Raw genomic sequence first — 22,028 nt, forward strand, 5'->3', positions numbered from 1 at the left:
CAGTAACTGTTGCGCGTGCTGTTTGATCGACTGTCGTTGGGCTGGACTGGCTCCATTGGGGATGGTGAGCAGAATATGACGTGCCCGGCGCATTTCCTGCCCGGTCCAGCGACTTTGGTTGGCGGGATCCGCATATGCCTTGCGTAATTCCTCGGGTAGAACCGTCACCGCCGCCGCCAATTGATCCGCTGCCAAGGTCAGGTATTGAATGGAAACCTGTTCGGAAATACGAAATTCATTCGGGTGCGCTTCATAGTATTTCTTGACCGCATCGGCGACCAGCTTGACCTTACCCAAAAATTGGGCCGAATCCAGGGTTGCGGTGGACACGGCGCGGATCTGTCCATCCAGTTTGAGAAAGGCATCAAGGCTTTGCTCAGGCACCCATGCCGTAGTAGTCAGGGATTCCTGTTCCAGTTGCAATTTCAGGTCAGCGCGCAAACGCTTCTCGAACTGAGCGGGCGTCATCCCCTGAGCGCGGAGCACTTGCTCATAACGGGATTGAGAAAACTTGCCGTTTTCCTGAAACACGTCCACCCGTGAAATTTCATCCACCAATAATTGATCCGGAATGGTCAGATGGTGATCGTCGGCATATTTGAGCAATAACTGGCGATTGACCAGCGCGTTCATGGCTTCATAACGCAGCGCCGGAGAACTCAAAGAGGCGGAATCCACTCCCCCTGCATTCTGCATCTGTTGCTGTTGATTGCGCAGGGCATCGCGGAACTCTGACTGCGAAATGGCCACGCCATCCACTTTCAGCACCGCACCCCCCCCACCGCCTTGGCGCAGGTAGTATTCCAGACCAAACAAGGCAAAAGGCACGGTGATCAGAACAAGCACCACCTTGGCAACCCAGGTTTGAGACAACGAACGAAAACCATCCAGCATGAGAACCTCTCGAAACAAAAAAACCGTTGATTTCTCAACGGCCTTTGTTGTTTTGGCGGAGCGTGTGAGACTCGAATCCGCGATTCCCGGCGTAACAGGCCGACACCAAAACTCATTGAATACGGGCGATTATAGCCGTTTCATAGTCCAAAAACAACTAAACTCCTCGCCTCGTTCCTTCAGAGAAGCCAGAGGGAAAACTAGGGAGGAGGCGGGGGGGATGAAACATTCGATTTTTGACTTCTTTCCCCGGTCCACCATCCCGGCGGAGGGGGCGGAATGTTCATCGAGGATCCCTTCGATCTCCCCAACTGTGCTTCCAGCACGGCATTTTCGCGCTCTTGTGCGGTGAGTTGGTCCAAGAGTACCTGTTTTTCAGCCCGATCATGCTGCGCCGCCAGGATGCGCGCCTTGAGTTCACTTTCGTCCACGGTGACCCGTGCGGTCACCGACAGTTGCTCGTGTCCGTCTTTCAGCAACGAGAAATGCTCACTGGTTTCGACGATTTTGACCATGGATGCCGTAATGACCTTGGTTTCCTCCTGAAGATCGTCATTCTTCAGGGTGGTCCGGGTTTCAATGTACGCGCCCACTTCCCGCAGCGCCCGGGCACGAATCTCATCCATGGCATTTTGCCGGGCCCTGCTGCGACTGTCCGTCTCACCCATGTTGTACTGCACAGTATAATTGCGGGTCCAGGTTCCCGCTTCAGCGGAGAACACGCACAGGAAGAGCATGACTGCTGCCCCCGTCGACCTGAATTTCAGAGGGGTGATCAAAATTCATTTCCCCAGCAGTACGCAATACAGGCTCCCTTCCTGACCTGTAATGGTTTTTTCTTCCAGTATCTCCACGGGAGGCACGCCCCCTTCTGCAACTTCGTGAACGGTGCGGGTGTAAGTTTCGCCACTGACCTGTTCGCTCCCCCCCACCGACAGGCTCTTTGCCCGAGCCATATTACGCCGTGCATCGATGATCGCACGCTTGCGCGCGTCCGGATAATGCACCGGGGCACAACCCGGAAAAGCCATGCGCCCGGAGACCATGACCCCATGGGTTGCCGACTCCCACCCGGCTTGTACGCTCAAGGTGGTTCCTCCCAGCAGCGCGATCAATAGATTAGTTACCCGCATGATCGGGGTTAGGGGGAGGCGGTGCATCATTCGGACCCGGTCCCTCGCTCACAATGGGGGCAGGCGGGGGAACCGGCGACTCGATCACGGTGGTGGTGGTGAAGGGGATTCCTGGAGGAATCCCCGGAGAAGGTTGGCTGACCTGTTGTGCATTCTGTTTCTGCAATTTATTCAGCCGCCCGGACAATTCATCGAAGGAGTGCTTGATATCTTCGCTTGATGCGCTGGCCCCGCGTTCCTGAAGGACGCGATTCACCTGATTGTAGGGTAATTTCAGCAGAACATAGGCCGTATATGCCCCATCCACCGGGCGAACATTCTGGTGGATAACCTCGAACCCCACAATGGGCACTTGACTGACCAAGCTGTCGATCAGTTGGGTGTATTGAGACTGGCTATAGTCACCGCTGTTAGCCTGCGAATACTGTCGCTCCGAACCGGAGAGAAGTTGGTTGTAGTTTTTGGCCAATCCGTATTCACCATCCAGCATGGCTTTGCGAATTGCCAGGCGGATCTTGTCAGACTCGCCAATACCCACGGCATAAACGCCGTTATCGTCAGGGGGTGGAGCCTGTATCGCCCACTCCGGAATTTTGGAAATATTGGTTTCAAGACGCTTCTGCTCAGCCGCCCGCTGATCTGCAGCAGCCTGCGTATGAATTTTCACGGCAGCAGCCTCATCCGCAGCGGTTTCTTTCATGCTGTTGGTGCTTGAGCAGCCGGACAGGACAACCAGGGCGCTGAGCACGCACAGGGCAATGACTTTCTTGTTCATCATGGATCTCCCAAGAGTTTGCGCTTGCTCATTGTACACAGGAAGCGCAACAACAAACCAGACACATGAGGTTACAAGTATGACAGTTCGTCAGTTACGAAAAATCATCCATGAAACTGTCTGATGCCGGATTCCTGCTTCGCCGATACCTTTTTTTTCCGATCTTTCAACCAGAACTCGATCTTTCCTCATTAAGTTGTACAATGGATTGATATACCGTCACGCTGACATCTTTTTCCAATGATGTATTCCAAAGCCCTGCAGGCCATTGCTCCTTTCATCCTCCTGACGATGTTCGGGGGAGTGTCTGCACGGGTCGTGGCTGCAAAGGAACCCCTGCCCACGGTCTACCTCGAGGAAATGACATCCCCCGAGTTGCATGAGCGTGTGCTGGCGGGTGTCACCACCGTACTGATCCCTATTGGGGGAACCGAACAGAGTGGAGCACATATGGTTTTGGGGAAACACAATGTGCGCGTCAAAGCACTGGCAGGAATGATCGCCAGGGAACTGGGCAATGCCATTGTCGCACCGGTTGTGGCTTATGTCCCGGAAGGAGATATTCATCCACCGACTTCCCACATGCGATTTCCCGGTACAATTTCCATTCCGGTCTCCGCCTTTGAATCGTTGCTGGAAGGTGCCGCCCGCAGTTTCAAACAACACGGATTCCATCGGATCATTTTTCTGGGGGATCATGGAGGTTATCAAAAAATCATCGGAAAAACCGCCCGGCAGTTGAACCAAGAGTGGGCCTCAGACCCCTCCTGTCGGGTTTATGCTTTGTCTGAGTATTACCAGGCAGGTCAGACGACCTTTGCAGAAGATCTGAAGGCCAGAGGGTTCAACGAGGCCCAGATCGGGGTTCATGCTGGTCTTCTGGATACTTCACTGGCACTGGCCATTGATCCCAAACTGGTGCGTGTGGACCAACTTGGCGGGAATAAAAAACCATCCGAACAAGAGGGGGTTCGCGGCGACCCCCGTGCCGCCACTGAGGAACTGGGGGAAATAGGCGTAAAGCGGATTGTGGAAGCTTCCGTGCAGGCCATTCGCAAACTTCCTCCCCTCGATTCTGCCCCTTTCAGGAACCCCGGCAGTTCGAAGAAAAATTTGGATCCATCCCGCTAAGACCCGATGGAAACAATCACCTATTCATGCTTAAAGGATCTCATTTCATGCAATCCTTCCGTTCAGGCAGACCCATACCGATTCAATCTGACAGGTTCATCAAGACTTCTCTCCTGTGGAGTACCCTGGTTGCTGGAGTTCTGGCCTGCCTGAGTCTTGCCACCCTGGCCGCCGATCCCACCGAGGGAACCCCACCTCCCGTGACCGGTAGCCGGAGCGCCCCGACCCCCTCTTGGGGCAAGCCACTACCCTATCCAGTGGTCATCGCTGATCGGCGTAACAACCGGCTTATCGAAGTGGCTCCCAACAAGGAGATCCTGTGGCAATTCGGTTCACCCAATCTGAAAATCTACCACGACAACGATGATGTATTTTTCTCACCCGATGGGCATTTGCTGGCCATTAGTGAAGAGGACAATCAGGATATTCACCTGATCAACTACGACAAGCGTGAACTGGCATGGAGTTACGGCGTTCCAGATGTTCCCGGTGTTGCTGACGGATACATGAATTTTCCGGATGATACCCATGTCATGAAAGATGGCACCATTCTGGTTGCCGACATTCGAAACTGCCGCATTCTGTTTCTGGACCGGGACACTTCGAAAATCAAGGTTCAATGGGGAAAGCCCGGCCGCAAGGGCGAGGCTTGGAGCCGAAATGCCAATTGCCGTCATGACCCCCCAAGATTTCTGGGATTACCCAATGGAGTAACCGAACTGGATAACGGCGATATCCTGATTACCGAAATTACAGGAGCCTGGATTTCTCAAGTCACCCGTGACGGAAAAGTGGTCTGGGCTACCCGGGCTTTTGGAATGCACTATCCATCGGATGCCATGCCCGCCCACGACGGTCAAATCATTGTGGCCGATTACAGCAAACCAGGTCGGGTGATTTTCTTTGATCCGAAACGACACAAGGTAACCTGGGATTACTCTGTGAAGGAGGGTGAGGGCATGCTCAATCATCCCTCTCTGGCTCAGGAACTTCCCAACGGGGATGTCATCCTGAATGATGATTACCGCCATCGGGTCATAGTGATCGACCGTCAGACCAAACAGATTATCTGGCAGTACGGGGTTACAGATCACCCCGGAAACGGTCCGGGACAACTGAACAACCCGGATGGAATTGATATCGATGTGTTTCGGGATTGGCACACAACACACTGAGATACCCGACCACGCTGGTGGTCGAATATCCAGTTTTCACGTCATGACTATGGAGGCCACCTCAAACGAAATGGAAACGGGTCAGCAGTTTTTCTGCTGACCCGCTTGTTTTATTGGCGGAGTGGACGGGACTCGAACCCGCGACCCCCGGCGTGACAGGCCGGTATTCTAACCAACTGAACTACCACTCCTTAACTTTTGACCGGCGAATGACCCGGTACTTGGTGGGTGCTGAGGGGCTCGAACCCCCGACATTCGCCTTGTAAGGGCGACGCTCTACCAACTGAGCTAAGCACCCAAAGACCGCTAGTTTACACTATCCTTGAGCACTTTACCAGCCCTGAATTTGGGAACTTTTGCAGCTTCGATCTGAATGGTTTCCCCTGTACTGGGATTACGTCCCGTACGCGCTGCCCGTTTCCCCACGTGAAACGTCCCAAACCCGACCAGAGAAACCTGTCCGCCCTTTTTGAGCGTCGACTGAATAGCGCTGACGGCTCCCTCCAGAGCCCGTCCTGCAGCCGCTTTGGAAATGTCTGCCGCCTCAGCCATCTGTTCGATCAGTTCACTTTTGTTCACCTGGAATACCCCTTATTGTTAGTTAGGAACAACAACAGCCCTCATCATCCTGCACGGGATGTTTCACTACAGGACGCATCGCCCTTTATAAGGGGCAACGCGTCCTCTGTCAACCATTTTCCGGCGAGTTGTTACAAATTAATGCGTGATGCCCGCAGGGGTGACCACGACTTCCCCGTGGGGCGTCAAGGGCGTCGCTGCCGCAGGAACGGGGGGGATCGATTCTCCTGCACCTGCCTCCGGCAAGGGCACCGGTTCTCGTTCCAATGCCAGGGCCAGAACCTGATCAATCCAACGGACGGGATGTAACTCCAGGCGTCCCTTGATGTTGTCTGGTATTTCCACCAGATCCTTACAGTTTTCCTGGGGGATCAAAACGGTCCGAATCCCCCCCCGATGCGCGGCCAGCAATTTCTCCTTGAGACCACCGATGGCCAACACCTCACCCCGCAAGGTAATCTCACCGGTCATGGCCACATCGGCCCGCACCGGTATGCCCGTCAGCACGGACACCATGGCAGTGGTAATGGCCGTCCCCGCACTCGGTCCATCCTTGGGCGTCGCGCCTTCAGGCAAGTGGATATGAATATCTGATTTTTCATAAAAATCGGGATGGATGCCCAAGCGTGTAGCGCGACTGCGCACCACGCTGAGCGCGGCCTGGATGGACTCCTGCATGACTTCTCCCAGTTTCCCGGTGGTGGTCATTTTCCCCTTTCCGGGTACCCGGGCCGCCTCGATGGTCAACAATTCACCGCCCACTTCCGTCCAGGCCAAGCCTGTCACCTGTCCCACCTGATTGGTTTTTTCTGCCACCCCAAAGGTGTAGGGACGAACGCCCAAATATTTTTCCAGATTGCGTGAAGTCACCGCCACCTTCCCTGTTTTCTTCGACAAAAGCAGGTACTTGACCACCTTCCGGCAGATCTTCGCAATTTCACGATCGAGGGCACGCACACCTGCCTCCCGTGTGTAGTATTGGACGATATCCCGCAAAGCACCCTCCGCCACCGAAATCTCATCTTCCTTCAACCCATTGGCCTTCAATTGTTTGGGTAAGAGGTATTGACGTGCAATATTGATCTTTTCATCTTCCGTATACCCCGACAGTCGAATCACCTCCATACGATCCAGCAGAGGAGAGGGAATGTTCAGGGTATTGGCTGTCGCAACAAACATCACATCCGACAGATCGTACTCCACTTCCACATAGTGATCGGTAAAGGTATGATTTTGTTCCGGGTCCAGAACCTCGAGCAAAGCCGAGGAAGGATCGCCCCGGTAATCCTGCCCCATCTTGTCCACTTCATCCAGAAGAAACAAAGGATTGCGCACTGCCACCTTGGTCAGACTTTGCAGAATTTTCCCCGGCATGGCACCGATATAGGTCCGACGGTGTCCGCGAATCTCCGCTTCGTCCCGTACTCCGCCCAAGGCCATGCGTACAAACTTGCGATTGGTGGCACGGGCGATGGATTTTCCCAGAGAAGTTTTCCCCACCCCCGGTGGCCCCACCAAACACAGGATAGGGGCTTTGACTTTATCCACCCGTGCCTGAACGGCCAGATATTCGACGATCCGTTCCTTGACCTTATCCAGGCCGAAATGATCCTGATCCAGAACCTTTTCACAGTTTGCCAGGTCCGAACTGACCCGGGTTTTCTTTTTCCAGGGCAGCGCCACCAAGGTATCTATGTAGTTACGCACCACCGTGGCTTCTGCGGACATGGGCGACATCAGACGCAATTTCTTGAGTTCTGATTCGGCCTTGGTCTGAGCTTCCTTGGACATGTGTGCCGTACGGATCTTTTTTTCCAGATCTTCAATATCCGCACCATCTTCGTTGTCTCCCAACTCCTTCTGGATGGCCTTGACCTGTTCATTGAGGTAGTATTCGCGCTGGCTTTTTTCCATCTGCCGTTTGACACGCCCTCGGATGCGCTTTTCTACCTGAAGAATATCGATTTCGCTTTCCAGCAGTGAAAGCAATTGCTCGATACGTTTACGCACGTCAAAAAGAGCCAGGACCTCCTGTTTTTGTTCCAGTTTCAAAGGAACATGGGTAGCCACCGTATCTGCCAGACGTCCCGCATCTTCGATACTGGAAAAAGAACTCAATACTTCCTGAGGAATTTTCTTGTTCAGTTTGACAAATTGCTCAAACTGCCCCAGCAAGGTTCGACGCAGGGCTTCCAGTTCCGAATGCTCGCTGGAAGATTCCTTGATGGGTGTTGCCACCCCAAGAAAATGGGATTGATTGGGTTCAGTAACCTCACTCACCGTCACCCGTTGAACGCCCTCCACCAGAACCTTGACCGTACCATCGGGCAGTTTCAGTAATTGAAGGATCGTGGCAATACTCCCCACGTCATACAATTCGTCCACTCCGGGATCATCGTTGGAGGCGGATTTCTGCGCCACCAACAGAATATTCTTGCCCGCTTCCATGGCCAACTCCAAAGCGCGAATGGACTTGAGGCGACCCACGAAAAGAGGAATGACCATATGTGGAAAAACAACCACATCCCGCAGAGGGAGCAGAGGTAATTGCACGGATTCCTGAGTGACTGTACTCATAAGAGATAACCTCTGAAAGTTGAACCTAACAACAGATGGGGGAAATCCTCAGAGGTTTCAAGAGGGACGGCCTAAACCCCCACCACTTTTTGTGTATCGGCATAGATCAGCAGGGGGGCACCCTCCGACAGGATGCAATTTTCATCCACCACCACCTTACTGACATTCTGACGGTTCGGCAATTCAAACATGGTATCCAGCAGCGCATGTTCAATGATGGAACGCAGGCCGCGGGCTCCGGTCTTGCGTTGCAGGGCCTTGCGTGCAATGGCCTGGAGTGCGCCGGGACGAAATTCCAGTTCCACGTTCTCCATGGAAAACAATTTCTGAAACTGGCGCGTCAGTGCATTCTTCGGTTCCGTCAAAATCTGGATCAAAGCCTCCTCATCCAGTTCCTCAAGAGTTGCCAGCACCGGCAAGCGCCCCACAAATTCAGGAATCAGGCCAAACTTGATCAGATCTTCCGGCTCCACTTCTGACAATGCCTGGGTCAACCCTCGATCATCCTTTCCCATCACTTCCGCGCCAAAACCGATACCTGATCGATCCGATCGGTTTCGAACGACCTTGTCAAGCCCACCAAAGGCACCACCACAGATAAACAGGATATTGGTGGTATCCACCTGCACAAACTCCTGATTGGGATGCTTGCGTCCGCCTTGAGGAGGCACGGAAGCCGTGGTCCCTTCGATCAGTTTGAGCAGGGCCTGTTGCACCCCTTCTCCGGAAACGTCACGGGTGATGGAGGGGTTATCGGACTTGCGTGAAATCTTGTCGATTTCATCGATATACACAATCCCTCGCTGCGCCTTGTCCACATCATAGTCACATTTCTGCAACAGTTTCTGGATGATGTTTTCAACATCCTCACCCACATACCCCGCTTCCGTCAGGGTAGTGGCATCCGCAATCACGAAAGGAACATTGAGCAATCGAGCCAGTGTCTGGGCCAGCAAGGTCTTGCCGGAACCCGTCGGACCAATCAGGAGGATGTTGCTCTTGGACAACTCGATTTCTTTGTCCTTGCCCTGATGGCGCAAGCGTTTGTAGTGGTTGTACACCGCCACCGCCAGAATTTTCTTGGCCCGTTTCTGATGAATCACGTATTGATCCAGTATATCGGCGATTTCCTGAGGAGTCGGCAAATCCGCCTTCACCTGGCGCGCATCGGCATCCTGAATTTCCTCACGAATGATGTCATTGCACAATTCGATGCATTCATCACAAATGAATACCGAAGGACCTGCAATCAACTTGCGCACTTCATGCTGGCTCTTGCCGCAGAAGGAACAATAAAGTAATTTTTCGACGCCGTTTTTATCGCTCATTTCTCTTTACCCACTCTCCGAATCCCTATCAACTCGTTCAAGAACTCGCTATTTCTCCACGTCGACTCAACACCCGATCCACCAAACCATAGTCGAGTGCTTCCTGTGCATTCATAAAATTATCACGATCCGTATCCTTTTCCAAGTCCGACACCTGTTTTCCGGTGTGATGAGCCAAAATTTCGTTCAGACGATGGCGAAGGTACAGGATTTCCTTGGCCTGAATTTCAATGTCGGAAGCCTGACCCTGCGCTCCCCCGGAGGGTTGATGAATCATCACCCGGGAATTGGGCAAAGCATAACGTTTGCCCGGAGCCCCAGCCGCCAGAAGAAAAGCGCCCATGCTGGCTGCAATGCCCATACAGGTGGTGCTGACATCAGACTTGATGAACTGCATCGTGTCATAAATGGCCAACCCCGCAGAAACCGACCCACCGGGCGAATTGATGTACAGGTGAATATCCTTGTCCGGATTTTCAGACTCCAGGAACAACAACTGAGCCACGACAATGTTAGCCACCCCATCATTTACCGGGCCCACCAGAAAAATCACCCGTTCCTTCATAAGGCGGGAAAAAATATCGAAGGCCCGTTCGCCGCGCCCACTTTGTTCTACTACGGTGGGGACCAACCCCAGCCCTTGAATATCCATGTATTCCCCCATTTGATTGGTTATGACGGGTTTTCACCCGGGATTTCGGAGTTTGACTTCCCAGGGTTCAAAAAATTCCTCAACCTGCTTGAACCGAGCGTGTCATGTCTTCAAAAGAACGCACCACATCCTTGACCGAGACTTGTTCGCACACCCAACGCACCACCGCATCTTCCAGTGCCAGGTTTTCCACTTGCTGGCGCTGGGCCGGATTCTGGGTGTACCATTGCACCACTTCCTCGGGGCGTTCATAGGCCGAAGCCATTTCCTCGATGAGTTCTTGAACCTGTTGCGCACCGGCAGAAATTTCAGCCCGTTTGACCAATTCGGCTACAATCAGACCCAAAGTCACACGTCGCCGGGCGGAAGCCTCAAACAGGGTATCGGGCATTTCAGGCACCGGTCTTTTGGGGGCCTGCTCCTGCATTTCTTCCTGGGTATTCTGGCGCATGCGCTGAATTTCGTTGTATACCAACACCTGCGGAACGGGAATGGGGGCTACCTGAAGCAGGATTTCCATGACCTGTTCCTTGACCAACGTACCTATCTTCTGACGAACTTCCCGTTCAAGATTCAAACGTAATTCCTGACGCAACTCCGTCACGCCGCCTTCCGTGACCCCAACGGAACGCAAGAAATTCTCATCCAGTTCAGGGAGAACAGGGGCAGCCACTTCACGCACCTGCGTATGAAAGGAAACCGTTTTGCCGGCCAGTTCAGCAGAGGGGTAATCGGCAGGAAATACCAGAGGAAAGGTTTTCTCTTCCCCCGCGCTCATCCCCAGCAAGGCCTGTTCAAAATCCGCCAGAAAACGTCCGTTTCCCAGAATCAGTGGTACATTCTGCCCCTTGCCACCGGCAAATTCCACGCCCTCCAGAGTCCCGGTAAAATCGATTAAAACTCGATCTTCCTTCTGGGCAACCCGCTCCACGGCTTCATACCGAACCCGCTGGCGCCGCAAGACATCAAGGGTACGCTCGATGTCCTCTTCGCTCACCACAACAACCGGTTTCTCAATGGTATATCCGGTCCACTCCCCCACCACCACTTCGGGATAGACCTCAAAAACAGCCGAGAATTCGAAGGTATCGGCCTGTTCCGTTGGCATCGCCTCAAATCGGGCGGGGCCCGCCACCCTCAATTCCTGAGAACGGACCGCCTCACCAAAGCGGCTCTGAGCCATCTCGTTCAGCACTTCATCCTGAACCTGGACACCATACTGCTGGACCACCAGACGATAAGGCACCTTACCGGGACGAAACCCTTGCATACGCACCGTCCGTGCTAATTTTTTGAGACGCTGTTCTGCCAACGTGCGTACGATGGCCAGGGGTAATGCCAATTGCAAACGACGTTCGAGGGGATGTTCGTGCGGGTTGTCCATGGTTACCTTGCCTTAAAATATTGACCTGAACCGATCATTATACGAAAACCTTTCTCCCTTGACCACTCCCTATTCCCGTTCTCACGGCAACAGGCGAATCACGGTTCCATCCCGCCGTGCATCGGCGGCGCCCTGACGTTCATGGGTTTGTGGGTTTTCACCCACCCACTGCACCGAACCCAGAGGTATTTCGCTTACCGTCAGGTCATGCCCGCGGGCGCGCAACTGATCGATGACAGCCGGCGCAAGGGATTTTTCTACCAGCGTATGGCCCTGTGCATCCATGACCGCATAGCGTGGCAGGCGTAAGGCTGCTTCCGGGGTTAATACGTCATCCAGCAAATCCTGGGTCATTTCGAGCACGGTACTGATGATGCTCACGCCACCTGGGGATCCATAAGCCGCTACCCACTGATTGTCTTTGAAAACCAAGGTGGGGGCCATGCTGCTCCGGGGTCTGCGCTGCGGACGCACATCGTTGGCTCCGGGGTCCCCGGCCCCGGCTTGGGGTTTCAAGTTAAAATCCGTCAATTCACTGTTCAGAAAAAATCCATACCCCGGAACAAGAATCCCGCTGCCCCAGGGAGCTTCCACGGTACTGGTCACGCTCACTACATTTCCCTCGTGATCCACCACAGTGAACTGGGTGGTATTCGTCCCCTCGGGCCAGGTACCCGGGAGCACCTCCTCCATCCGTTTGTTTCGTTCCAGACGCTGGGATTGCTGCGTCAGATAAAGCGGTGAGAGCAAATGTTCGAGAGGAATCGACGTGGCGGCGGGATCTCCCAGCCAGCGCGCCCGATCCGCCATAGCCAGGCGCAGCGCTTCGATGGTCAGATGTATTTCATCCGGATCTCCCGCCCCTAATCCTGGAAGCATTCCCAATTTGAAAGGGGCCAGAGTTTGCAACGCCTGCAATACAGCCACTCCCCCCGAAGAAGGGGGCGGCATGGTCACAATCCGGTACCCTCGATACGCCCCTTCCAAAGGCGTTCGCCATACCGGTTGATAATGCGCCAGATCCTCCAGGGACATGCGCCCCTGACCTGCCAGCCCTGCCCGCGTCCGACGCTGGGCAGTGACCATGGCACGGGCGATTTCCCCTTCATAAAACACTTTGGGGCCCACCCGTGCAATGAGGCGCAGGGCATGAGCCAGTTCCGGTTGAACCCAGCGTTGACCCAGGGTAAGCACCTGCCCTTGGGTATCCTGGGTCAAGGTACGGGCTTCTGGTTGCAGCGCAGCCCGGGAACTTTGCAGGGAATGGGCCAAATAGGGGGTAATGATGATGCCTTTCTGGGCATAGTCAATGGCAGGCTGCAAAGATTGGGCAAGAGTCAGATGCCCCCACCGATGGCGTAGCGCTTCCACACCCGCCAGAGTTCCGGGCACCCCCACTGCGATGCCGCTGGTGGATGCCTCAAGATAACCCAGGTGCGCAAATTGATCCGGCGTATCAGCCCGTGGCGCAACCTCACGGGCATCCAGAGCGTAAACTTGATGGGTGGCTGCCCGATAAACCAAAAAAAACGCCCCACCACCAATTCCTGAGGATTGGGGTTCCACCACATTCAAGGCAAACTGGATGGCCGCCGCGGCATCCACGGCATCCCCGCCACGTTCCAGGGCCCAGGCACCCGCCTCGGCAGCCAAGGGTTGAGAGGCAGCAATGACCGCTTCCCCGGCAGCCCAAATGTTTTGCGCGACAAACATTCCCAGCATCCCCAGCCCCAACCATTTTCTGAGGAGTGGCCAACCCGGTTTCATGAGGACGAGATATCTTTGGTGGTCTCTGCCGGGACTCCCCGCCGGGAATGGCGTTTTTGCCATTGACGGGTGGCCCACAGGACATAGCCGGAAACGGCGTAGATCAGGAAAAACCCCCAGAGGACGCGGGACTGGTCCAGACTCAATACGACAAACAGCAACAAAATCAGCAAAGCGGCCCAAAAGGGAACACTGCGGCGCAAATTGAGATCCTTGAAACTGTAAAAACGAATATTGGAAACCATGGACAACCCGGCGAACAAGGTGATCACCCAGGCTACCCAGGCCACCTGGGACCCTTCCAACTGGTAGTCGGAGTGCAATACCCACACCATACCCGCCAGCAAAGCTGCCGCCGAAGGGCTGGGAAGGCCGGTAAACCAGCGTTTGTCTGCCACCCCCAGTTGGGTATTGAAACGGGCCAGCCGTAGAGCAGCCCCGGCACAGTAGACAAAAGCCGCCAGCCAGCCCAATTTACCCATACCGCGCAACGCCCAGTCGTACATGACCAGAGAAGGGGCGGCACCGAAGGAGACCATATCCGAAAGACTGTCGTATTCCGCTCCAAAAGCGCTCTGCGTATGAGTGAGGCGAGCCACTCGTCCATCCAGGCCATCCAGGACCATGGCGATGAAAATGGCCTGGGCAGCCAATTCAAAATGTCCGTTCATCCCCTGAACAATGGCAAAAAAACCGGAAAACAGCGAGGCCGTGGTAAACAGGTTGGGGAGCAGGTAAATTCCCCGACGCTGGTGAGTTGCGCCAGGCCCCGTCACCCCGGAGGGCTCTTCGGGCGGAGGGACATTCATGACGGCTTGTCCTCTGGGTCCGGCCATTCTGCCATGATCGTGGTCGTGGCCTTGACCACATCCCCCAGGGCAACCCGGATGTGAACCTCGGGGGGGAGATAGACATCGACCCGCGAACCAAACCGAATGAATCCATACCGTTCTCCAGCACTCACTTCAGTGCCGGGACTGACATAGCACAGGATACGGCGAGCGATCAGTCCTGCCACCTGTACGCAGGTCAAGGCACCATAGGGCGTATCCAGAATCACGGCATTGCGCTCATTGGCCTCGGAAGCCTTATCCAGATCCGCGTTCACGAACAGTCCCGGACGATACTCGATCTGACGCACTTTGCCATGGACCGGACTGCGGTTGGAATGCACATTGAACACATTCATGAACACACTGACCTTGACCGCAGGGCATTGCAACCAGGGATCCAATACAGGCACGATGGCTACGATACGTCCGTCAGCGGGGGCCAGAATCAACCGTTCTCCCACCGGTACCCCACGGGGGGGATCACGAAAAAACTGCAAGACGAAGAGGGTCAGGACCCAGAACGGGAGGGCCCATAAAAACCCCAGTCCCCATTCCACACTCAGGGACACCAAGGCGATCCCCGCGAGGTACGGCCACCCCTCGCGGGCAATCAAAGGATGCGGGTAGTTGGGATTCAAGTTAGTTCTTGCTTTGATCGACCAACTTGTTCTTGCGAATCCACGGCATCATTTCACGCAGTTTGGCGCCCACTTTTTCAATGGGATGCTCTTCTCCGAGACGACGCATGGCGTGCATGGAAGCAGCTCCGGCGCGATTTTCCAGAATAAATTCCTTGGCAAACTGACCGTTCTGGATTTCCTTCAGAATACGTCTCATTTCGGCTCGGGTTTCCTCCGTGATGATGCGCGGCCCCCGGGTCAAATCCCCATATTCTGCAGTATTCGAGATGGAATACCGCATGTTGGAAATCCCGCCTTCATACATCAGGTCAACGATCAACTTGAGTTCATGCAGACATTCAAAATACGCCATTTCAGGGGCATAACCCGCTTCCACCAGCGTATCGAAGCCGGCCTGCACCAGCGCCGTTGCGCCACCACACAATACGGCCTGTTCGCCGAAAAGATCGGTTTCGGTTTCTTCCCGGAAAGAGGTTTCAATCACCCCGGCACGACCGCCCCCATTGGCAGAGGCATAGGACAGAGCCAGATCACGGGCACGTCCGCTGGCATTCTGGTGCACGGCGATCAGACTGGGCACACCCCCGCCCTGCATATAGGTGGAACGCACCAAATGACCGGGGCCCTTGGGTGCGATCATGACGACGTCCACATCGGCACGGGGCATGATCTGACCGAAATGGATATTGAAGCCATGGGCAAAGGCCAAGGCACCTCCCGCCTTCAGGTTGGGCGCAATGGCGTCACGATAGACTTCCGGTTGGCTTTCATCGGGCAACAGAATCATGACCAGGTCTGCTCCAGCCACGGCCTCTGCCACTTCCTTGACCTTCAGACCCGCAGTTTCCGCCTTCTTCCAGGAGGCCCCGCCAGCGCGCAACCCCACGGTCACATCCACCCCGGACTCCTTGAGATTGTTGGCATGGGCATGTCCCTGGGAACCGTAACCGATAATGGTCACTTTGCTCTTCTGGATTAGAGAAAGATCGGCATCCTTGTCGTAATACACATTCATGGCAAATTCTCCTGTATAAAATTGTCAAATTCAAACCCGCATGATCCAGTCCCCACGCCCGATCCCGGAGGCTCCGGTGCGCACGGTTTCCAGAATCATGAGGGGATCTAGGGCTTCGAGAAAGGCATCCAGTTTATCACGGGGCCCCGTCAACTCAATGGTATAAGTTTGGTCGGTCACATCAACGATACGTCCGCGAAAAATATCAGCTGTGCGTTTGATCTCCTCGCGCGCGCCAGCTTCGGCCCGCATCTTGACCAGCATGAGTTCCCGTTCGATGTGGCGTCCCTCATTCAGATCAAAGACCTTGACCACATCCACCAACTTGTTGAGTTGCTTTGTGATTTGTTCCATCACTTCAGCCGAACCATTGGTCACGATGGTCATTCGTGAAAGAGTGGGATCTTCGGTGGGGGCCACCGTCAGAGATTCGATGTTATAGCCGCGCGCGGAAAACAATCCAGCCACCCGAGACAGGGCACCGGCTTCGTTTTCCAGGAGAAGTGAGAGGATATGGCGCATGGAGGAACCTTTCAGCGGTTACAGGTCTTCGGCACCCAGCAGCATCTCGGTGAGACCCTGCCCGGCTTTGACCATGGGAAAAACATTTTCGGTGGGATCGGTCATGAAATCAAGAAACACCACCCGGTCTTTGAGCGCAAAGGCTTCACGAAGAGCCCCTTCCACGTCGGCAGGGTTCTCGATGCGAATACCCACATGCCCGTAACTTTCAGCCAATTTCACAAAGTCCGGCAAGGCATCCATGTAGGACTCGGAATAACGATTGCCGTGTAAAATTTGTTGCCATTGTCGTACCATGCCCAGGTAACGATTATTCAAATTGATGATTTTAACGGGCAAATGGTACTGCTTGCAGGTGGATAATTCCTGAATACACATCTGGATGCTGGCTTCCCCGGTAATGCAGGCCACCACCTGATCCGGAAAGGCCAGTTGGGCGCCCATGGCTGCAGGCAAGCCAAAACCCATGGTTCCCAACCCCCCGGAATTGAGCCAGCGGCGAGGCTTGTCGAACTTGTAGTACTGGGCCGCCCACATCTGATGCTGCCCCACGTCCGAAGTGATGATGGCATCCCCCTGAGTCACCTGATACAGGGTTTCCACCACGAACTGGGGTTTGATGAGCGTATCACTGCGCTCATAATGCATACAATCCCGTGCACGCCATTCTCCAATCTGATGCCACCATTGTTTCAGGGCGACGGGATCGAGACGTTGCGGAGTCTCTGCCACCCGTTTCAGCATCTCCTGCAGAACTTCCCGCACATCGCCCACAATGGGGACATCCACCCGCACCCGCTTGGAAATGGAAGAAGGATCGATATCGATATGAATGATGCGTCGCCCCTCCACGAAGAAGTGGCGGGTATTTCCGATAACCCGGTCGTCAAAGCGGGCCCCCACGGCCAGCAACACATCGCAATGATGCATGGCCAGATTGGCTTCATAGGTCCCGTGCATGCCCAGCATGCCCACGAACTGGGGATCGGTGGCCGGATAAGACCCCAGACCCATCAAGGTATTGGTACAGGGCACCCCCAATTCGCGCACCAATTGAGTCAAAAACTCACTGGCTTCCCCCAACACCACGCCCCCGCCCGCATATACCATGGGACGGCGGGCCTCGAGCAACATCTGGACGGCCTGACGAATCAACCCCGGATGCCCCTTGACCCCCGGATTATAGGAACGCATCTCGACCTGTGCCGGATACAGGAACTCGGTCACCTGTTGCGAAACATCCTTGGGAATATCCACCAGGACGGGCCCGGGACGTCCCGTGGTTGCCACGTAGAAGGCTTTCTTCATGGTTTCTGCCAGGTCCTCGACCCGCTTCACCAGAAAGTTATGTTTCACGCAGGGACGTGTAATTCCCACCGTATCCACTTCCTGGAAGGCATCCAGACCGATGGCTGCCGTGGGGACCTGACCCGAAATGACCACCATGGGAATGGAATCCATGTACGCCGTGGCGATGCCCGTCACCGCATTGGTTACCCCGGGTCCACTGGTGACCAGCGCCACCCCCGGCCGACCCGTGGCCCGGGCATAGGCGTCCGCGGCATGCAACGCCGCCTGCTCATGCCGTACTAAAATGTGCTTGACCTTGTCTTGCTGAAACAAGGCATCGTAGATAAATAATACGGCTCCGCCGGGATATCCGAAAATATACTCGACGCCCTCTTCCTCCAGACAACGGATGGTGATTTCTGCCCCACTAAGTTGCATGACCTGTTCACTCAAAACCGAAACCTTGTAGGTTAGCGAGATCTTACGCTCCGGTCAAGTAGAAGCTCATCAAAGAAACTGTGGCAATTACTGAACCATTTGGTTCAAATCCATGATGGGCATCAGAATAGCCAGCACAATCAGGCCCACCAACCCCCCCATGACCAGAATCAGGGCGGGTTCCAGCAACGTCGTCAGCAGCATCAGGCGACGTTCCAATTGCTGTCCCTCGTGACGGGCAGCCTGGGTCAGCAGATCATCCAGGCGTCCCGTCCGTTCTCCCGCCTGAATCAGTTGCATCAGCGTGCGCGGAAAGAGCATGCTCACCTCCAGGGCGCGGGCCAGTCCACTGCCTTCCCGAACCCGTTCCAGAGCCTCCAGCAGCGCCTGGCGCAGGGCTCGGTTATGAACAGCCTGGGCCGCGCCCTGCAAGGCAGACAACAAAGGGACGCCCCCCCCCACCAGAATCGCCAGGGTGCTGGCCAGACGCTCGGTATCGTAACTCAACACCAGTCGTCCCACCAGAGGCCAACCCAGGACATGTCGATCCCAACGCAGGCGCAGTGCGGGTTTCCGCCACAAATGCACTCCTCCCCACGCCAGTACGCCCATGCCCGCCAACCCCCAAATTCCCCAGTGACGAATCCCCTCCGACAAAAAAATCAAGACCCGCGTCAAAATAGGCAGGGTTTGATGATTGCTGGCAAAGACCCCCACCACTTGCGGCACCACGGAACCCATCAGAAACAGAACGATGGCCGTGGCCACCCCCATCAGGACGATGGGATAAGCCAGAGCACCCAGCACCTTGCCGCTTAGATGATCCTGCGCTGCCGCATAATCGGCCAAACGCTCGAGCACCCAGGCCAAACGTCCGCTTTTTTCTCCCGCCGCCACCAGCGCCGGGTACAGACTGGGGAAATCCCGGGGGAATTGTCCCAGCGCCTGCGCCAGAGGGCTCCCCGCCACCACTTCAGCGCGAACTTTCAGGAGCCTGTGGCGCACCCCTTCCCGGTCGGCCTCGGCAGCCACCCCGGCCAGCGCCTCGTCCAGAGGTACTCCTCCACCCAGCAATACCGCCAGTTGGCGCAGGATCAATACACGCTCTCGTCCAGAAAAACGGCGTTGTGTCCAGTGTCCCAGTCCTGTTCCTGCCACCATCGATTCCACACGCACACGGATCGGGCTCAACCCGCGACTGCGCAACATCGTCCGGGCCTGGCGGGGAGAATCGGCCTCGAGGGTACCCTGCTCCTTTTGCCCCGAATCATCCAGGGCTTCAAACCGGTAGTGGGTCATGAATCACCGGTACCGGTCACGCGCCACAATTCCTCGGCCGTCGTCTGCCCCCCTTCCACCCAGCGCTGTCCATCCATCTGTAATGTACGCATGCCGGAAGCAAGGGCCTGGAGGCGCATTTCAGATTCCGGACACTGCTGATGAATGAGGGTCTGCAGAGTGGGGGTGATTTCCAGCAATTCGTAAATGCCCATGCGTCCCCGGAACCCGCTCTGGCCGCAGACCTCACATCCGCTTCCACCACAGGCGCTGCAGCAACGCCGGACCAGGCGCTGGGCCAGCACCCCCAACAGGGAACTGGACAACAGATAGGGCTCCACTCCCATGTCAACGAGGCGGGCCAGGGCGCTGACCGCATCATTGGTATGCAAGGTCGCCAGCACCAGGTGCCCCGTCAAACTGGCCTGCACCGCGATCTGAGCGGTTTCCGCATCGCGAATCTCGCCGATCATGATGACATCGGGGTCCTGACGGAGCAACGCACGCAGGGCGCGCGCAAAGGTCAGGTCGATGCGCGGATTAATCGGCGTCTGACCGATTCCGTCGATGTGGTACTCGATGGGATCTTCCACCGTCAGAATATTGGTAGTCTGGCGATCGAGGCGCAGCAAGGCAGCATAGAGCGTCGTGCTTTTCCCACTCCCGGTGGGCCCGGTGACCAGCACGATACCGTGGGGACGATGAACCAGTTGATCGAAGGATACCAGGGTATCCTGAGCCATTCCGAGACGCGCCAGATCCAGTCGCTCCAGGTCCTTTTCCAGAAGACGCAAAACCGCCCGTTCCCCATACCCCGTAGGAAGTGTCGAAACCCGTACATCCACAGCCCTGCCCGCCACCTTGAGCGCGATTCGGCCATCCTGGGGCAGACGTTTTTCGGCAATGTCCAGTTGGGCCATGATCTTGAGCCGGGAAATGAGCGCTGCATGAAGCGCCCGCTTGAGTTGCACCACCTCGCGCAGAGTTCCATCCACCCGGAAACGCACCACGCACTCCCTTTCTGCGGCTTCGATATGGATGTCCGAGGCGCCTTCCCGTGCCGCTTGGGACAACAATGCATTGAGCATCCGAATGATGGGCGCATCATCCTGTGTATCGAGCAAATCCTCCACTTCGGGCAAGTCCTGCATGAGACGCGACAGGTCGGCTTCCTCCTCCACCTCACCCACCACCTGAGCCGCTTCGCCTTGCTGCGCCCGATAAGCCTCGCTCAAGGCCTTCTTCCATTCCGGCGTGGTCAGGGTATGACAAACCAATGCCCCATACCGACGACCCACCTCCAACACTCCCGTCGGCTGGGTTCCTGCATGAACCCAGATCTCGGTAACCCCCGCCTGCTGGGCCACGACCAACACGCCCTGCGCACGGGCAAAAGCGAAGGGCAGCAAACGGGCCGCCAGCGGGGTCAGAACGGAAGGTTCCAACATGCTCAGGGTGTCCCTGCCCCGGCAGGGACTGCATTGGAATCCCCACCCGGCAAAGGAGTAGCCGTGGGGAGAGGCGAAGCATGGAGCGGATCCACAAAGGGGGCCCCCGACCCCTGAGCCGGCGTCAATGGAGTCAAGGATTCATTGGAAAGAATGCGGACATTACGTGGTGCTCCATCCCTCATTTCCTGCGTCCAGCCATACCGGTCATTGGTCAGGGCATCACTTTGTTCTGCCGTGCGAATGACGTAGGGGCGCAGGAACAGCATGAGGTTATCCTTGATACGGGCTTTGTATTCGTAGCGAAAAAGCACACCAAGGTAGGGAATCTCTGCCAGCCACGGGGTTTTTTCCATGGAATCCGAATAATTGTCCGACAGCAACCCCCCCAAAACGATCAATTGCCCATCGTGAACCAGGACACTGGAATCCACCGAACGTTTGGTATAACTCGGACCGTTGATGTTGTTGAGGGTGGTGGCATCGAGCGCCGAGGATTCTTCATAGATTTGCATCTTGACCAACCCTCCCTCGGAAATCTGGGGTCGAATCCGCAGAATCAACCCAATATCCTTTCGATCCACCGTGGTGAAGGGATTGACGGTACCCGTAATGCCCGTCTGGGCATAGGAACCCGTCACGAAGGGGACATTCTCGGCAATGATGATCTGTGCCGTTTCGTTGTCCAGAGTCAGCAGATTCGGCGTGGACAGGACATTCACGCCACTGATGAGACTCACCGCCCGGACGAGGGCGGCCATCCCCATCACCCCATTGAAACTATGCAGAACCGCCAGATTGGTGCCTGCCGCCGGAGTCACCAGAGGCGGCGTGGCACCGGCCCCCAGATTGAGCAGACTGCTGGTTTGAGACCCCAGAGTGACGATATTCGCTCCAGGATTGCCGGCATTGAAGTTGGTTCCTGCAAATCCCTGGGTGGACCCACCCCCCAGCAATCCCTGCAATTGGGTCCCAAATTCTTCGGTCTTGTTACTGGATACCTCGACGATCATGGATTCCACATAAATTTGTGGGCGACGGGCATCCAACCGATCGATCACCTCCCGCAGATTGCGATACACCCGTTCGTTGGCTGTGATGATCAACGAATTGGTGGCCACATCGGCCTGGATCATGCCTGCCGGCAAAGATCCTGTCTCTTATACAC

Annotated in this window: 20 protein-coding genes and 2 tRNA genes; 2 read left to right on the forward strand and 20 right to left on the reverse strand. The window is 55.6% G+C overall.

Translation table 11 applies throughout. The features are described 5' to 3' along the window. The 4 genes from IV91_RS0105130 to IV91_RS0105145 all read right to left on the reverse strand — a co-directional run. On the reverse strand, positions 1 to 894 hold an 894-nt coding region (locus tag IV91_RS0105130; RefSeq protein WP_200874330.1), incomplete at its 3' end, for a SurA N-terminal domain-containing protein. A 200-nt stretch (positions 895 to 1,094) separates the two neighbouring features. Next, on the reverse strand, positions 1,095 to 1,673 hold the full coding sequence (locus IV91_RS0105135; protein WP_031596575.1) for a hypothetical protein: 579 nt from the start codon (positions 1,671 to 1,673) through the stop codon (positions 1,095 to 1,097). A gap of 3 nt (positions 1,674 to 1,676) precedes the next feature. Further along, positions 1,677 to 2,057, reverse strand: coding sequence for a hypothetical protein (locus IV91_RS0105140; protein ID WP_150112392.1), 381 nt, complete (start codon positions 2,055 to 2,057; stop codon positions 1,677 to 1,679). Continuing rightward, complete coding sequence (locus IV91_RS0105145) at positions 2,014 to 2,805, reverse strand: LPP20 family lipoprotein (protein ID WP_031596578.1); 792 nt, start codon at positions 2,803 to 2,805, stop codon at positions 2,014 to 2,016. Before IV91_RS0105145 ends, IV91_RS0105140 begins: the two co-directional genes overlap by 44 nt. A 237-nt stretch (positions 2,806 to 3,042) precedes the next feature. Between IV91_RS0105145 and IV91_RS0105150 the strand changes: the two genes are divergently transcribed. Then, positions 3,043 to 3,933, forward strand: a complete 891-nt coding sequence (locus IV91_RS0105150; protein WP_197456391.1) for a creatininase family protein — start codon at positions 3,043 to 3,045, stop codon at positions 3,931 to 3,933. Between the two features lie 26 nt (positions 3,934 to 3,959). Next, positions 3,960 to 5,108: an outer membrane protein assembly factor BamB family protein gene (locus tag IV91_RS0105155; protein WP_160171523.1), complete on the forward strand. Its 1,149-nt coding sequence runs from the start codon at positions 3,960 to 3,962 to the stop codon at positions 5,106 to 5,108. 114 nt (positions 5,109 to 5,222) lie between these two features. Here the strand turns inward: IV91_RS0105155 and IV91_RS0105160 are convergent. The 16 genes from IV91_RS0105160 to IV91_RS0105235 form a co-directional block, all read right to left on the reverse strand. Continuing rightward, a tRNA-Asp gene (locus IV91_RS0105160) sits at positions 5,223 to 5,299 on the reverse strand. A gap of 31 nt (positions 5,300 to 5,330) precedes the next feature. Then, a tRNA-Val gene (locus IV91_RS0105165) sits at positions 5,331 to 5,406 on the reverse strand. 8 nt (positions 5,407 to 5,414) lie between these two features. Further along, positions 5,415 to 5,687 carry an HU family DNA-binding protein gene (locus IV91_RS0105170; RefSeq protein WP_031596585.1) on the reverse strand — a complete coding sequence of 91 codons (273 nt, stop codon included), beginning with the start codon at positions 5,685 to 5,687 and terminating at the stop codon, positions 5,415 to 5,417. A 138-nt stretch (positions 5,688 to 5,825) separates the two neighbouring features. Continuing rightward, entirely contained in the window at positions 5,826 to 8,264 is a 2,439-nt protein-coding gene (gene lon, locus IV91_RS0105175) for an endopeptidase La (protein ID WP_035417195.1), read from the reverse strand. A gap of 71 nt (positions 8,265 to 8,335) precedes the next feature. Further along, on the reverse strand, positions 8,336 to 9,592 hold the full coding sequence (gene clpX, locus IV91_RS0105180) for an ATP-dependent Clp protease ATP-binding subunit ClpX (RefSeq protein WP_031596587.1): 1,257 nt from the start codon (positions 9,590 to 9,592) through the stop codon (positions 8,336 to 8,338). A gap of 37 nt (positions 9,593 to 9,629) precedes the next feature. Beyond that, positions 9,630 to 10,244 carry an ATP-dependent Clp endopeptidase proteolytic subunit ClpP gene (gene clpP / locus IV91_RS0105185; protein ID WP_197456393.1) on the reverse strand — a complete coding sequence of 205 codons (615 nt, stop codon included), beginning with the start codon at positions 10,242 to 10,244 and terminating at the stop codon, positions 9,630 to 9,632. 79 nt (positions 10,245 to 10,323) lie between these two features. Then, positions 10,324 to 11,628 (reverse strand): trigger factor, encoded by a 1,305-nt coding sequence (tig, locus tag IV91_RS0105190; RefSeq protein ID WP_031596589.1) that lies wholly within the window; start codon positions 11,626 to 11,628, stop codon positions 10,324 to 10,326. Between the two features lie 81 nt (positions 11,629 to 11,709). Beyond that, the gene (gene ggt / locus IV91_RS0105195; RefSeq protein WP_035417200.1) at positions 11,710 to 13,395 is read right to left on the reverse strand and encodes a gamma-glutamyltransferase; all 1,686 of its coding nucleotides are present in this window, start codon (positions 13,393 to 13,395) and stop codon (positions 11,710 to 11,712) included. Next, a complete protein-coding gene (gene pssA, locus IV91_RS0105200; protein WP_051862120.1) occupies positions 13,392 to 14,204 on the reverse strand; it encodes a CDP-diacylglycerol--serine O-phosphatidyltransferase in 813 nt (270 codons plus the stop codon). Before pssA ends, ggt begins: the two co-directional genes overlap by 4 nt. Further along, positions 14,201 to 14,866: a phosphatidylserine decarboxylase gene (locus IV91_RS0105205; protein ID WP_031596592.1), complete on the reverse strand. Its 666-nt coding sequence runs from the start codon at positions 14,864 to 14,866 to the stop codon at positions 14,201 to 14,203. The genes pssA and IV91_RS0105205 overlap by 4 nt, the downstream gene beginning before the upstream one ends. A gap of 1 nt (position 14,867) precedes the next feature. After that, positions 14,868 to 15,884: a ketol-acid reductoisomerase gene (ilvC, locus tag IV91_RS0105210; protein WP_031596593.1), complete on the reverse strand. Its 1,017-nt coding sequence runs from the start codon at positions 15,882 to 15,884 to the stop codon at positions 14,868 to 14,870. 30 nt (positions 15,885 to 15,914) lie between these two features. Beyond that, on the reverse strand, positions 15,915 to 16,406 hold the full coding sequence (ilvN, locus tag IV91_RS0105215; protein ID WP_031596595.1) for an acetolactate synthase small subunit: 492 nt from the start codon (positions 16,404 to 16,406) through the stop codon (positions 15,915 to 15,917). An 18-nt stretch (positions 16,407 to 16,424) separates the two neighbouring features. Then, a complete protein-coding gene (locus IV91_RS0105220) occupies positions 16,425 to 18,149 on the reverse strand; it encodes an acetolactate synthase 3 catalytic subunit (RefSeq protein WP_264753746.1) in 1,725 nt (574 codons plus the stop codon). A 72-nt stretch (positions 18,150 to 18,221) separates the two neighbouring features. Further along, positions 18,222 to 19,433, reverse strand: coding sequence for a type II secretion system inner membrane protein GspF (gene gspF, locus IV91_RS0105225; RefSeq protein ID WP_031596597.1), 1,212 nt, complete (start codon positions 19,431 to 19,433; stop codon positions 18,222 to 18,224). Further along, on the reverse strand, positions 19,430 to 20,860 hold the full coding sequence (locus tag IV91_RS0105230) for a GspE/PulE family protein (RefSeq protein WP_031596598.1): 1,431 nt from the start codon (positions 20,858 to 20,860) through the stop codon (positions 19,430 to 19,432). Before IV91_RS0105230 ends, gspF begins: the two co-directional genes overlap by 4 nt. Positions 20,861 to 20,862: 2 nt before the next feature. Beyond that, positions 20,863 to 22,008, reverse strand: a complete 1,146-nt coding sequence (locus tag IV91_RS0105235) for a secretin N-terminal domain-containing protein (RefSeq protein ID WP_084189930.1) — start codon at positions 22,006 to 22,008, stop codon at positions 20,863 to 20,865. Positions 22,009 to 22,028 lie beyond the last annotated feature (20 nt).

Source organism: Ferrovum myxofaciens, assembly GCF_000735045.1.
GTDB lineage: Bacteria > Pseudomonadota > Gammaproteobacteria > Burkholderiales > Ferrovaceae > Ferrovum > Ferrovum myxofaciens.